The sequence below is a fragment of the Chitinophagaceae bacterium genome (assembly GCA_016710165.1).
In the GTDB taxonomy this organism is placed as follows: Bacteria; Bacteroidota; Bacteroidia; order Chitinophagales; family Chitinophagaceae; genus Ferruginibacter.
Genome location: JADJLJ010000001.1, coordinates 275436 through 290200, shown reverse-complemented (window position 1 = coordinate 290200; position 14765 = coordinate 275436). Strand labels below are relative to the sequence as shown.

Here is a 14765-nt window from a genome sequence, read left to right as displayed (position 1 = left end):
CAAGCACAAACAAACATGATCCAGGGTTAGTACAGGGTAAAAGGAATTAGCCTTTTTTGGGGATTACCTGCCTGTTTAACGACTGGTCCGGAGCAGATATTGCATAAACCATGCCGGGTAGGCGGCCGCCGGGCCCTTTTACCGGAAAAACGGGGGTTACGGGCAATAATCGCTAAAAAGGAATGTTGTAGATTTGAGCCTTGCTATAACGAAGCCTTCTTTATGAAAAATATCAAACTGATCGAAGTACCCTCCGAAATAGGGGCCGGTACCCGTGGCGCCAGCCTGGGCATTGAGGCCATCAAGATCGCAGCCCTGGACTTTATGAGCAATTTCTTTGTTCACTTCCCTTCCGAGAAGATCGAGGTGGAGAACCAGATATTATTCGAACCCATCCAGTCGCCTTATGCCAAGCGTATGCAGGGCGTGCTAACCATGTACGAGCGGGTGAGCAAGGCTGTTTGCGATTCCATCAAAGGGCACTTTTTTCCTGTTGTTATCAGCGGCGACCACAGCAATGCCGGTGGTACCATTGCAGGTATTAAGATGGCAAAGCCCAAGAGCAAATTAGGGGTGATATGGATCGATGCCCATGCGGACCTGCATACCCCCTATACCACTCCCTCGGGTAATATGCACGGGATGCCCCTGGCCGTTTCCATTGCCGAAGACAACAAAGAATGCAAAGTGCACGACCTGGATGAAAAAACAGCCAGGCAATGGGAGCAGTTGAAGCATATGGGCAAGAGTGGCCAGAAGGTTTTACCCGAAGATGTGGTATTTATCTCTTTACGTGATTTTGAAAAAGAAGAGAAGCACCTGATCGAGAAACACGGCATGAAAGTGATCACCACGTCGGAAGTGCGGAGAACGGGAGCTGAGAATGTTTGCCGGAAGGTGCTGCGCTACCTGAGCGACTGCACCGATATCTATGTAAGTTTTGATGTGGACAGCCTGGATGCTGCTATTTCCAGGGGCACGGGAACCCCGGTGAGCAATGGATTGAAAGAACGGGAAGTGGAAGACCTGATCAGCAAATTCATGCAGAACCGGAAGATATGCTGCTTTGAGATAACCGAAGTGAATCCCACGCTGGATAAAGAGAACCTGATGGCCGAGATCGCTTTTAATATCCTGCAGCGGAGTGTGAATGTGCTGATGATGAACTAGACCCGGTTTTTTTTAACCACATAGGAACATCGGTAACATAGCTATGTTTTTCCTGGTGTTCTCTCTTTCAATATGGTTCCCTTGTTTTAATTTTATTTATGCTGAAACTTTTCCCGCTATTTATTGCCCTTCTCTTTTCACAAACATCGTTGGCCCAGAAAGATCTTTATGCTGAATCCATAAAGGCATACCAGAAAAAATATGTTGATGAACATGAAGTGGTTGGCAGGAAGGACAAAAAATACTTCCGGTTCTTTCCCGTAAACAGCCAGTATAATGTGTCCTGCCGCTTTGAAAAGATATCCGATACCGTTGGCTTCACCATGAAAACATCGGCCAATACCCTGAAGCATTATTTCAAATACGGCCGGTTGCACTTTAGCATTTCCGAAACAGAATACCACCTGTTTGTATACCAGGGCAAAGACCTGATGCAGACCGAACAGTATAAGGACCATCTTTTTGTTCCCTTCACCGACCTCAGCACAGGGGATGAGAGCTATGGCAGCGGCCGTTATATCGAATTCTACATACAGGACATAAAGAACGATACCCTGCAACTGGATTTCAATAAAGCATACAATCCGTATTGTGCGTATTCAACCGGGTATAAATGCCCCATACCACCCCGGGAGAATGCATTGCCGGTTGCCATCAGGGCCGGGGAGATGAATTTGCCAAACCCCATTGATATGGAGCAGAATACCCACCAACTGTTAATGATCAGGCCGGTAAATTTTGGTTTCAATGCCGAAACAGCCGTTAATAATACTTTTCAAAAAAACATAGCGGGTAATATTCAGCAAAAGGCCCTGCAGGAGTTTGATGCAATGGTGGACCTGCTCCGGAAAAACCACCTGGATGTACTGGTGATTGAAGATACTGCCGATCCCTCCACCCCCGATTCCATTTTCCCCAACAACTGGATCTCTTTTCATGAGGATGGCCGGCTGTTCCTGTACCCCATGTTTGCACCCAATCGCCGGCAGGAAAGAAAAGCGCATGTGCTGGATGCCATTAAACACAGGTTCGCAGTTTCAGAAGTTGTTGACCTGGGCAAATACGAAGCAGAAAATATTTTCCTGGAAGGAACCGGCAGCATGGTACTGGACAGGGAGAACAGGATCGCCTATGCCTGTCTTTCGCCCCGAACGGATGAGAAGCTGCTGAATGAATTCTGCAGGATCCTTGGATATTCCCCGGTAACGTTTACTTCAACGGATGGCGGAGGAATTGCCATTTACCATACCAATGTGATGATGTGCATTGCAAAGACCTTTGCCGTTATATGCCTTGCATCCATCCGGAATGCGGAAGAAAGAAAAATGGTTGTTTCCTCTTTGCAAAGAACAAACAAGGAGATCGTTGATATTACTTCAGACCAACTGAACCATTTTGCCGGAAACATGCTGCAGGTGAAGGATGTTAATGGCAACCTGTTATTGGTGATGTCGGCACAGGCTTATAATTCTCTTACCACTACCCAGGTTGAAATGCTGCAAAAGCATAACCGTATCATTCATTCTTCTTTGGATACGATTGAAACCGCCGGGGGCGGCAGCGCCAGGTGTATGATGGCAGAGCTGTTTTTTGGGAGGAAATTTTAGGCTGATTCATAAGATTATGTAAAAAGAATTGCCTGTAGCAGTAAGGTAAAGTAAATTTATACATCAACTAATTTTATGGGGAAATCACTAACCAGTAATAAATGGGCTTTTCTAAAAAAGATCAATCAAGTAGACAATGAAATTATCTTAGATATTAGCTTTGAGCAATTACCTGCTGACACTTTAGCTGAATTTCAACAACAAATATTCATCTCAGCAAAATTGAATATTCAAAATGCCAGGAATATTTCATCAGTGGTTTCTACACTTAAAGGTCTAATAGATGATACAATTGACATAGATGCCGTGAATGAAGACACTTTACAAGTAAACGGAGAATATGAAGAAATTATAACGATAAAATGTGATAGCTATCAGTTTTTTGAGAATCCATTTAGCCTGGATGACTGGAAAAACGAATACTTTGCACTATGGAAAGAGATGCAAAATGACAGGGAAGAGTCTTATAAGGATCTCAGTAAAAAAAATGCTCTTATTGAAAAAATAGAGCATCACCTATCAAAAGAAAAAATAAACGCTTTTACAAAAATGAAATACTACACTGATCAGAAACTACCTGTCAAAGTTGAAATCCAGATCAAACAAATCGATCTTATTGACCATTTATTCAATTTTATTAAGCTATCAAAGGAATAGAAGTTATCTAGCTGGCGTACTTATAATAAAGGAATGCCGTTCGGCACATATCCCAAATAAAAAATTTCATTCCCTTCCACAAGTAATACCCATGGGGCGATTATAACCCCATCGGCTTAGACGAACTCTTCTTTGAAGCAGGCTAACTGAAGAACGACAGGAATTCTTTTCCCGGATACAGATATACATTTCATCATGCCTATACAACAATTCATACACTGCCGGTAAGCGCTGTACGATCCGTCTCAATAAATTCGCTCCGGTTTCGATATTTTAATTCAACCCGAAAAACAACAGCCATGAACACAAAATTCTTCTGGGCTATGGCCCTGGTACTTACCTGTACCTGCACGACCCTGAAAGCCCAAAACACCCTATTCACCCAGTCGGTCAAAGGAACAGTCACCGATGCAGAGTCAAAGAGACCCCTGCCCGAAGCTACCGTAACCATCAGCGGTATCAGCAAAGGCACGGTTACGGATTCGCTGGGAAATTTTACCATCCCCGATATCCCGGTAGGCCGGCAGACACTGCTCATAACACGGATGGGCTATGAACAGAAGATCGTTCCGGAAGTATTGGTCAGTTCCGGGAAAGAGATCTTTCTCAATGTTGCACTGACCGAAAGGATCAAGCTATTGGATGAAGTAAAAGTTGCTGCCCGTAAGAACAAGCTCAGGGCCACCAATGAATTCGCCACCGTGAGTGCCCGTTCCTTTTCGGTGGAGGATACCAGGCGATACGCCGCTTCTGTTTCTGACCCGGGCCGGATGGCGCAAAACTTTGCCGGGGTAAGCAATAACGGCGACATGGATAACTCCATCGTGGTACGTGGCAATTCGCCCAAAGGGGTATTGTGGCGGTTGGAGGGTATTGAGATACCAAGCCCCAACCACTTTGGCGGACTGGGTTCATCGGGTGGCGCCATCAGCATGCTCAGCAGCAGTATGCTGGGCAACAGCGATTTTTATACCGGCGCTTTCCCTGCTGAATTCGGCAATGCACTATCCGGTGCATTTGACCTGAACTTCCGCAACGGGAACAAGGATAAGATGGAACGTACATTTTCCATCGGCGCTTTAGGCATTGAAGCATCCGCCGAAGGGCCTTTCTCAAAGAAAAGCAAGGCGTCCTATCTTTTCAATTACCGGTATTCCACCCTGGCCCTGTTAAAAGGTTTCCTTGACCTCGATGGCGGCGTGGTGCCGGAATACCAGGACCTTTCTTTCAAACTGGATTTTCCTTCCAAAAAAGCGGGAACATTCTCGCTGTTTGGCATTGGCGGTACCAACAAGGCAGAGCGTGATGTGGAGAAGGATAACACAAAATGGGATGAGGATAATGAGAATGTGAATTACAGCGGAAAAGGAAAACTCGGCGTGACCGGGTTATCTCACCAGTATTTCCTGACAGCAAATTCATACCTGAAGACCGTACTCAGTGTTACGGGCGACCGGTATGATCTAAAGACCGATACACTGAACCCGGCAGAGAATTATTCCAGGGTGGATGTTGTGCGAACCAGATTCATCAATACGGCTTACCGGGCCAGCGTGTTGTACAACAATAAACTCAATACGCAGCACCTGCTGCGGGCCGGCATCATTGCAAGCCGGCTTGGGTTCGATTATAACAGTGAATACTATGATGAAACAGATGGATCCTGGAAAAGTTTCATCAACGGAAAAGGAAATGCCATGTACTACCAGGCTTATGCCCAGTGGAAATGGAGGTTGAATAACAAATGGACGGTAAATACAGGATTACATGGCTCTTTCTTTGACCTGAATGACAGCAAGAGCCTGGAACCCCGTGCTTCTTTATCATACCAGGTGAAGCCCGGCCAGTCACTGACCATTTCCGGAGGGCTGCACAGCAAACCAGAGCACCTGTCTACTTACTACTTTAAAAATACCGATGCATCCACCAATGCGGGCGACATCAACAAATCGCTGGATTTAGTAAGGGCCGCCCACTTTGTTCTTGCATATGACCGGATCATTTTCCGGAATATCCGTGTAAAGGCGGAAGCGTATTACCAGCATCTTTATAAAGTTCCTGTTGAGAAAGACAAGGAGAGTGAATTCTCCATACTGAATGCCAGTGATGTATATGGTTTGGTGAGTGTTGATTCTTCACTGGTGAGCAAGGGTAAAGGAAAGAACTATGGGATCGACCTGAGCCTGGAAAAACCATTTGCCAATAATTTTTATTTTCTTTTTGCCAGCTCTGTTTTCAGGTCCACCTACACAACATACAGTGGTAAAGAATTCAATACCCGTTATGCCAGGGATTACCAGTTCAACCTGGTGGCGGGTAAAGAATGGAAGCCCAAGAAAAATCAACTGCTTGGCGTGAATGCAAAAATTGTTGCCAGCGGTTCACTGCGGGACTCTCCCATCGACGTGGAAAAATCAAAACAGAAAGGTGATGTGGTGTATGTACAGGATCAGTATTACACATTGAAAGGATCCCCTTACTACCGTTTCGATATCGGGTTCTCTTATAAAATAAACAGCAGAAGGATCACCCAAACCCTCCTGTTTGATATCCAGAATATCAGCAATCATAAGAACGAATTTTATTCATACTATGACCGGGATCGTCAGAAAGTGCGGAAGGTCAATCAAACAGGTATCTTCCCAACGGTCAGCTATCGTGTAGAGTTTTAAGTTTGAGGCGTATACTCATTAAATTGCCCGGGTTGTCCGGGCAATTTTTTGTATTCGCCCCGGTCGGTGTCCTCACCGACCAAAATCAATAACTGAACCAAGGCTGGTTCCATCTCCGGATAAATAAATTAAAAACCGGAGGCACCCCTAACACTTCAGCTGCTCCCTCCTATCCGCAAGTCCATATACATACCGGGTTAAACCGCCGCCCACTGTCTCCGGCAGCAGCAATTACCTGAATTATGTTTCCGGAATGTGTACAAGCTTTGCAATGCCGCAGTATGCTCGACCAAAACAATTATTTAAATTTGGAAAAACCTTATGTGTATGAAACGCATACTCTTGTACGCTGCACTTCTTTTTTTACCTGTATATAACCTTCAGGCCCAGTCTTTCAGTATCAATACAGATGGTTCTGCTGCACATGGCAGTGCCATGCTGGATGTAAAAAGCAACAACAGGGGGATCCTGATCCCCCGGCTTACAACGGCACAGCGTACTGCCATTGCATCGCCCGGAAAAGGCCTGCTGGTTTATGACAGTACTCTTAATAATTTCTATTACCACGACGGCGCAAACTGGCTGGAGTTATTTGCCGACAGCAATAAATTATGGAGGAAAAATGGCAATGATATCTATAATGCCAATACCGGGAAAGTGGGTGTTGGTATATCAGGTCCGCAGAGCCTGTTGCATGTAAAAGGAGGAGCGGTATTATTTGACAGTACCATTGGCGCTACCCCGGTTAGCGGGATCGGCACGCGGATGATGTGGATACCCGAAAGGGGATCCTTGAGAGCCGGGCGGGTAACAGGTACAGAGTGGGACGCGGCTAATATCGGATTCATATCGTTTGCAGCCGGGTTTAATGTGCGTGCCTCCGGGGCGCAATCAATCGCCATAGGCAGTGGCGCAGTCGCATCTAACTTACAAAGTATTTCATTTGGTTCCGGAACTGCAAGCGGTCAGCGTAGTTTTTCGCTTGGTGCTGCAACGCAGGCCAGCGGCTCCATCGATGCTTTTGCCATTGGATATGCCACGATTTCTTCTGGTGCTGCATCTTTTGCCGGAGGAGAATATTCCATAGCTTCCGGCAATCAGGCATTTTCATTCGGAGACTCCTGTCGTGCGCTGGGTAACCAGGCGGTAGCATTTGGTGACAGTTCTGCTGCAACGGGTGCAGCGGCATTTTCAATGGGCTCACATAACATTGCTTCCGGCACCTATTCCATTGCGGCTGGCTATCGCAATTCAGCTTCCGGTATCAACGGAATTGCCATGGGGTATCGAAGCATTGCCAGCGGTGATTATTCTATTGCACTGGAATATTCAACAGCCAGCGGGGAAGGTGCAATAGCCATGGGCACATCGGTTGCCAATGGGGATTATTCCGTTTCTATTGGACAATTTAATACCGTGAATGGTTCTTTTGGCAATGCTTGGGGATCATTTAATACGGTAACCGGTAACAGCGCAACAGCACTGGGTAGCTCTAATATCGCAAGCGGAACCTTAGCCATTGCAGCAGGCTCTTATTTGAAATCCAAATCCTTCGGCGGAACAGTAACCGGTTTGTATAACGACAGTACCAATGCTGCAAATCCGCTGGCCATCAACAGCCTTAACCGGATCTTCCAGGTAGGCAATGGCACGGCAGATAATGCCCGCAGCAATGCACTTACCATCCTGCAGAATGGCAATATCGGCATCGGTGAACTTAACCCGGCAGTACCCTTGAATTTCACATCCACCCTTGGAAATAAAATAGCCCTGTGGGGGAACGGCACCAATCATTATGGATTAGGTATCCAGGCATTTACCATGCAATTATATTCTGCAACACTCAATGATGATATTGCTTTTGGATATGGCAACAGCGGTGCGTTTACAGAAAAAGTACGGTTCAAGGGAAATGGGAATGTGGGTATCGGAATAGACCCGGTAACAAAACTGCATGTAGCCGGCAATGAAACATCAGTCAACGGTGAAGCAGCAGCCATCCGGATCAGCAATACAGCATCAACCAATAACTGGATCCTCCGTACCGGGGCTGCAGGAACCGCCACCCCGGCAGACGGTTTTAGTATTGGTGATAATTCCTTTTATCGTTTTGCAATAACTGTTGCCGGAGATGTTGGTATCGCTACCATGGCGCCAACTGCAAAACTATCGGTGAATGGAACGGCTAATAATACTACCGGTGCCTGGGGTGTATTTTCAGATGCCCGGATCAAAGATGCCTCAACGGATTTTACTGATGGTCTTAATGTCATCAAACAAATACGCCCTGTAAAATTCCGGTACAGCAATGATGCCCCTTTCCATGCGCCGGGAGAACAGGTCGGAGTGCTGGCACAGGAACTGGAAAAGATCGCACCCTACATGGTCTCTCAAAAAAAATATGAAAAGTACAATGACCTGCGTGAAGTGAACAACCAGGCCTATACTTTCCTGCTTATAAACGCCGTGAAGGAACAACAGGTACAGATAGAAGAACAGAAAGCCATTATTTCAGACCTGCTGAAACGCCTTACATTGGTGGAGAAGAAAATAAATAATTAAGCTTCCCGGCCTGCCGGTGTCCTCACCGGGTGGACAACAAAAAAACCGGGAGTCTCCTCCCGGCTACAAACTAAACATCAATCGCAAAAGCGGTGGTATAATTTAAAGTCCCATGGTCATTTTTTTCTGGCGTAATTTATTCAGGGATGGATCCAGTTCAATGGCACGGTCGCACATCTTCTGGCCTCGTTCAACCTGTCCCTTCTTCTGGAAACACATACCTGCCTGGTAAAGGGCCTTGCCGTCGTTCTTATCTGCTTCCAGCAGTTTCTGGCAAAGCTCCAGCGACTTATCGTACTTCCTGCTGTCATAATAAGCCTGCGCCATATCCCGTAATATATCTTTATCCCCGGGCCGGCGTTCATATATTTCAAGCAACAGCTTCTCGCCTTTTTCATATTCACCACTATAGAGGTATGCAAAACCAAGGTTCTCGTTAAAGTCATTGCTGGCTACATATCCTTTTTCAACAGCCTTGTTGAAATACAACACAGCGTTCTTAAAATTATTGTTGTTGTAATAAAGCAGTCCCAGTTCAAACAACCAGTTGCTCTTGTTATCATTCAGCTGAACGGCCTTAACATAATACGGGATCGCTTTGTCCTCATACCCCATCTCCAGATAATTCCGGGCAAGGGTGTAGGTCAGCTCTGCGTCGTTCGGGTCTTTTTCAACAAGCGGCAGCAGTTTTTTCTCTGCCTTTGCATAATCTTCCAGTTGAAAATATGAAAGGGCGATCAGCCGGTCGGCATCCGGGCAGGTTTTGCAATGCTCTGCCAGGTCGATCGTTTTTTGAAAATGACGGTAATTATAATTCAGCTCGATCAATTCCCGGAGGACAACATCATTGGCCGGGTCTATCTCATAGGCACGGGTAAAATTCTGTTTGGCCTCGTCTATTTTACGCATCTCCAGGTTGGCATAGCCATTTTCAACATATGCCACGGCAAAGTTTGGGTTCAACTGGATCGCTTCATCAAAATATTTGCTGGCTACTTTGTAACGCCTGGCATTCTTTTCCTCAACACCTTTATTGAAATAATAGGATGAACTGTCTTGCGATTGTGCGAACAATGCCGGGTAAAAAGATACTAAAATGATGGTGAGGACGTTTTTCATATGGGTAGGTGCACAAATATCGTTCCTGTTTAACGGAATATCACCCCTCCTAACGCAGGAAGATGGATGTTTATTTCATATATCCGGGCCTTTTTATCAACTAATTTCACGGTGGGCTCCGGATTGAACACATTGCCGGTTCCCCAGTATTTTTTACTGTCGCTGTTGAACACTTCTTTCCACCCTGCTTTTCCCTTTACACGGATCTTCCAGTCCTGCCTCACCACGGGGGTCATATTCAATACTACCAGCATATCATCCTTTCGGCTGCGTGCCTTACGCAGGTAGGCCACTACCGATTCCTGCCGGTGATCAAGGTCAACCCATTCAAAACCTTTGGGGTCAAACTGAAGTTTATGCAGGGCGGGCTCGTCCTGGTAAAGAAAGTTCAGGTCTTTCACACACTCCTGCATCATTTTATGGCAATCGAACCGGAGTAAATCCCAGTTCAGTTCACTTTTGTAATTCCATTCGGCTGTTTGTGCAAACTCGTTGCCCATGAACAAAAGCTTGGCACCCGGGTGTGTAAACATATACGTGTAAAGCAGGCGCAGGTTGGCAAATTTCTGCCATTCATCGCCCGGCATTTTATAAAGCATCGGACTTTTTCCATGCACCACTTCATCATGACTGAAGGGAAGCATGAAGTTCTCATCATAATAGTACATGATGCTGAAGGAGAATTTATCCTGGTGAAACTGCCGCATCAGCGGGTCCATCTTGAAATAATCCAGTGTATCATGCATCCAGCCCATCATCCACTTCATGCCAAAACCAAGTCCGCCTGACGTGGTAGGTTTGGATACGTTTGGCCAGTCGGATGCTTCTTCGGCAATGGTCTGAATATCGGGGAAGTCGCGGTAGACCGTTTCATTGAACTGCTTTACAAATTCAATGGCTTCCAGGTTTCCGTTGCCGCCAAATTCGTTGGGTTCCCACTCCCCTTCTTTCCGGGAATAATCAAGCCGGAGGATGGAGTTCACGGCATCCACCCGCAATCCATCAATGTGAAATTCATCGAGCCAGAAACGGGCGCTGCTGATGAGAAAGGAACGTACTTCTGCCCTTTTGTAATTAAAGATGTAGCTGTTCCAATCCGGGTGATATCCTTTCCGCATATCTCCGTACTCGTAGGTATGAGTGCCATCAAACATGAAAAGGCCATGGGCATCATATGGAAAATGCGAAGGCACCCAATCGAGGATCACCCCGATATCCTGGTTGTGAAAAGCATCCACCAGCGCTTTGAATTCATCGGGTGTTCCAAACCGGGAGGTGGCGGCAAAATAGCCCGTACCCTGGTATCCCCAGCTTCCGTCGAAAGGGAATTCCATAATGGGCATCAGTTCCACATGGGTAAAACCCATTTTTTTTACATAGGGCACCAGGTGTTCAATAAGCTGAACATAACTGTTGAAACTTTCTTCATCCGAACGCACCGGCCGCATCCAGCTTCCCAGGTGCACTTCATACACACTCCAGGGGGCACTGAGGGCATTGTTCTTTTTTCTTTTCTTCATCCAGGAAGCATCGTTCCATGTAAAACCGGAATGCCAGCTTATGGATGACGTGGCAGGCCTTAGCTCTGCGTATTGGCCATAGGGATCTGCTTTCATCAGCTCAACCCCTTTATAGCCCCTGATATAAAATTTGTAGTTATCTCCTTTTTTAATATGGGGTACAAAGCCTTCCCATATTCCCGATTTATCAAGCCGTACAAACAGTGGGTGCAGTTGCCGCTTCCATCCGTTGAAATCACCCACCACCGAAACCTTAGTGGCATTGGGCGCCCATACCGCAAAATAAAAACCATCAGTATCCAGGACATTGATAAAATGACTGCCGAATTTTTCATAACCATTGTAGAGCGTCCCGTTCTTAAAGTTGTTGATGTCTTCATCCGTAAAGAGCGAATAATTCCATACCGGTTTCTCGGTATCCACAAAATGTTCTTCCTCATATTTTACCTGTGGCTGAACCGGTGATACAAGCATGGTCCTGGTTTTCTTTTTTACCGGTTGTCTTCTAGTTGTTGCCATTTGTGGAATTGAATTGAAAAAGCATCAGTAAAATATAGAAATTCGTTTTAACGTAAATTTAAGAAGACGCTTTTAGTTAATGACAATTAAAATATACATCTTTAACTAAGATTTTAGTTTCGTACTGAAAAACAAAGCCAAAGTATATGCCCAAACTATCTGCCCTGTTGATAGCCATCCTGTTCTTTGCTATTAAGGCAAATGCCCAGAACATTACGGTGACCGGTTCTGTGGCCGACACCGCCGAAAGAAAAGCGATCCAGAATGCAGTGGTAGCACTGCTCACTGCCAAAGATTCCGTCCTCTACAAATTTACCCGTACAGATGCCAATGGCAGGTATTCGTTCAGGAATATCCAGCCGGGCAGTTATGTAATGATGACTACCCACCCCTATTTTGCCGACATGGTCAGCGATATTGAATTGAAAGAAAACGAAACAATCGTCCCCATAACCGCCCTCACTTCAAAATCCAAATTACTTGCCGAAGTGATCGTAAAAAGCGGTTCGCCCATACGTATCAAAGGCGATACCACTGTTTACACAGCCGACAGTTTTAAGGTAAGGCCCGGGGCCAATGTAGAAGAGTTGCTGAAAAAACTTCCTGGGATACAGGTGGACAAGAGCGGAAAAATAACCGCCATGGGCGAACAGGTAAAAAAAGTGCTGGTGGATGGCGAAGAATTTTTTGGTGATGACCCGGGCATTGCCACCAAGAACCTGCGGGCAGACGCGGTGAAAGAAGTGGAAGTATTTGATAAAAAGAGCGACCAGGCAGCTTTTACGGGAATTGACGACGGGGTAAAGGATAAGACCATCAACCTGAAGTTGAAAGACAATGCCAAAAAAGGCTATTTTGGCAAGGCAGAAGCCGGTACCGATTTCAATAATTACTACAACAACAGCATCATGGCCAATGCCTTCCGGGGCAAGCGTAAACTGGCCGGCTATGGCATCATGAGCAATACGGGGCAAACCAACCTCGACTGGCAGGACAACCAGAATTATGGCGGCTCAGATAATACGAATATGGAAATGATGGATGGTGGCGGCATCATGATTACGAGTGAGGGTGACGGAGACAATTACTGGAACGGCCGGGGGGGTATTCCCAAAAACTGGAATGGCGGGCTGCACTACAGCAACAAATTCAATAACGGGAAACAGTCGCTCAACAGCGGCTATAAAATAAGCAAGGTGAACAGCCCCAGCGGTGAAAGGAATTATACCACCAACTTTGTCGGCGACTCTTCATTCTCATCAAGCCGCATAACGGATGCCGCTACTTCTAAATTAAAGCAAAGCCTTAATATCACTTTTGAGACCAATATTGATTCAGCCAACTCCCTGAAGTTCACGGCAAGGGGCAACCTGAACAATACCCGGTCAAACAGTTTTTTTGACCTGGTTTCGCGTGACAGCAAATCCCTGCTGCTTAACCGCAGCAGCCGGAAAACGATCAGCAATACCGATAATGAAGCATTGAACAGCACCCTATTGTGGAAGCATAAGTTCAAAAAACTTGCCCGCACGCTCACCGTGAACATGAACTACAACTACAGCAGTTCAAATACAAAGAGCAATCTTTTTTCGGATAACGAATATTATTCCGGCGGCATCCTTTACCAGCAGGATACCACTGACCAGGAAAATAAACGGGATAACCGTACCAACACATTTTCAACCACCCTCACCTATACCGAACCGCTTGGCAAGGACATTTTTCTTTCCGCCAGTTATTCGTTCAGCCGCATCGGAAATACCAATGACCGCTTCAGTTATTCAAAGGACCTGAATGGCAAGTATACGTCCATCATAGATTCGCTGAGCAACTCCTATGTTTTCAAACAAACGGTGAACAAGCCGGGGATCAGTTTACGGGTGGCAAAGAAGAAATATAATTTCAGCATTGGCGGCGACATTTCGGTAAGCCATTTTGAACAGGACAACCGTACCACAAAACTTTTACGCAAATACAATTTCACCAATTTTTTCCCCAACGCGTCTTTCTATAAAAAGTTAAGCGGTTATGGCGGCATCCGTATCAACTACAACGGTTCAACCAAGGCCCCCAGCCTCGACCAGTTGCAGCCCATTACCGATAATTCCGATCCGCTGAACCAATACATCGGCAATCCCGGCCTGGATCAATCCTTTAATCATTCGCTGAACCTGAACTACAGTTTTTACAATGTACTGAAGGAAAAGGGCATGTGGTCGGGCATTTACGGCAGCATCACGCAAAATGCGTTTGTGAACCAGACAGAATACTTTTCCGGCGGAAAAACAGTGCGGCAGACGGTGAACACAAACGGTAATTATTATTTCAACCTCTATTCCAACTACAATTTCAAGTGGAAGAAGCCGAACATCAATATATCCTTCGGGCCAAACGCATCTGTTTCGCAGAACATATCGTACATCATCACCAACGGTGTATTGCAAAGGGCTGCAAACAAAAACCAGACCTATGGCATCAGCGCCGGCCTGCGTAAACAGAAAGAGAATAAGTACGAATTCTCCATTGACCCGAGCATGAGCTGGGTGCGCAGCAGGAATTCGGTCAACAGTACCGCTTCTGCCAACTACTGGCAGTTCAGGGTTGAAGTTGACGGGGAAGTTACCTTCCTGAAAAAATTCAGGCTGGAATCAGAGGTTCAGTTCCAGGCAAAACAGAAAGATCCCCGTTTCCCTGCAAAGAATGAATTCACGCTGTGGAATGCTTCCCTCAAACGCAGTTTTTACAAGGATAAATTCGAAGCATCCCTGTCAGTCAACGACATACTGAATGAGAACCGTGGCTACGACAGGAACTTTTACAACAACCAGTACACAGAGACCTTTTACAACACCCTGAAGCGTTTCTGGATGGTTTCCATCACCTGGAACTTTTCGAAGAACGGGGCGGCGCCAAAGAATTTTTAAACCGATCAACTGATT

The 14765-nt window shown here is 46.0% G+C and carries 8 protein-coding genes; 6 read left to right on the top strand and 2 right to left on the bottom strand.

Going from position 1 to position 14765, the window contains the following annotated elements; all coding sequences use genetic code 11:
* Window positions 1-222: 222 nt before the first annotated feature.
* The 5 genes from IPJ02_01290 (at window position 223) to IPJ02_01270 (ending at window position 8668) form a co-directional block, all read left to right on the top strand.
* Window positions 223-1170: an arginase gene (locus IPJ02_01290; protein MBK7374238.1), complete on the top strand. Its 948-nt coding sequence runs from the start codon at window positions 223-225 to the stop codon at window positions 1168-1170.
* 98 nt (window positions 1171-1268) lie between these two features.
* Window positions 1269-2777, top strand: a complete 1509-nt coding sequence (locus tag IPJ02_01285) for a DUF1684 domain-containing protein (protein MBK7374237.1) — start codon at window positions 1269-1271, stop codon at window positions 2775-2777.
* A 75-nt stretch (window positions 2778-2852) separates the two neighbouring features.
* Window positions 2853-3434 (top strand): hypothetical protein, encoded by a 582-nt coding sequence (locus tag IPJ02_01280; GenBank protein ID MBK7374236.1) that lies wholly within the window; start codon window positions 2853-2855, stop codon window positions 3432-3434.
* A 299-nt stretch (window positions 3435-3733) separates the two neighbouring features.
* Window positions 3734-6106 (top strand): TonB-dependent receptor, encoded by a 2373-nt coding sequence (locus tag IPJ02_01275; protein MBK7374235.1) that lies wholly within the window; start codon window positions 3734-3736, stop codon window positions 6104-6106.
* Between the two features lie 327 nt (window positions 6107-6433).
* Entirely contained in the window at window positions 6434-8668 is a 2235-nt protein-coding gene (locus IPJ02_01270; GenBank protein MBK7374234.1) for a tail fiber domain-containing protein, read from the top strand.
* Between the two features lie 102 nt (window positions 8669-8770).
* Here the strand turns inward: IPJ02_01270 and IPJ02_01265 are convergent, their stop codons facing one another.
* Window positions 8771-9787: a tetratricopeptide repeat protein gene (locus IPJ02_01265; protein MBK7374233.1), complete on the bottom strand. Its 1017-nt coding sequence runs from the start codon at window positions 9785-9787 to the stop codon at window positions 8771-8773.
* Between the two features lie 29 nt (window positions 9788-9816).
* Window positions 9817-11781 (bottom strand): 1,4-alpha-glucan branching protein GlgB, encoded by a 1965-nt coding sequence (glgB, locus tag IPJ02_01260; GenBank protein ID MBK7374232.1) that lies wholly within the window; start codon window positions 11779-11781, stop codon window positions 9817-9819.
* A gap of 191 nt (window positions 11782-11972) precedes the next feature.
* On the opposite strand from glgB, the gene IPJ02_01255 reads away from it, so the two are divergent.
* Window positions 11973-14750, top strand: a complete 2778-nt coding sequence (locus IPJ02_01255) for an outer membrane beta-barrel protein (protein MBK7374231.1) — start codon at window positions 11973-11975, stop codon at window positions 14748-14750.
* The last annotated feature ends 15 nt before the right edge of the window (window positions 14751-14765 follow it).

Coding starts and splice junctions, on each gene's coding strand:
- IPJ02_01290 (MBK7374238.1), top strand. CDS start 223: ATGAAAAATATCAAACTGATCGAAGTACCCTCCGAAATAGGGGCCGGT.
- IPJ02_01285 (MBK7374237.1), top strand. CDS start 1,269: ATGCTGAAACTTTTCCCGCTATTTATTGCCCTTCTCTTTTCACAAACA.
- IPJ02_01280 (MBK7374236.1), top strand. CDS start 2,853: ATGGGGAAATCACTAACCAGTAATAAATGGGCTTTTCTAAAAAAGATC.
- IPJ02_01275 (MBK7374235.1), top strand. CDS start 3,734: ATGAACACAAAATTCTTCTGGGCTATGGCCCTGGTACTTACCTGTACC.
- IPJ02_01270 (MBK7374234.1), top strand. CDS start 6,434: ATGAAACGCATACTCTTGTACGCTGCACTTCTTTTTTTACCTGTATAT.
- IPJ02_01265 (MBK7374233.1), bottom strand. CDS start 9,787: ATGAAAAACGTCCTCACCATCATTTTAGTATCTTTTTACCCGGCATTG.
- glgB (MBK7374232.1), bottom strand. CDS start 11,781: ATGCTTGTATCACCGGTTCAGCCACAGGTAAAATATGAGGAAGAACAT.
- IPJ02_01255 (MBK7374231.1), top strand. CDS start 11,973: ATGCCCAAACTATCTGCCCTGTTGATAGCCATCCTGTTCTTTGCTATT.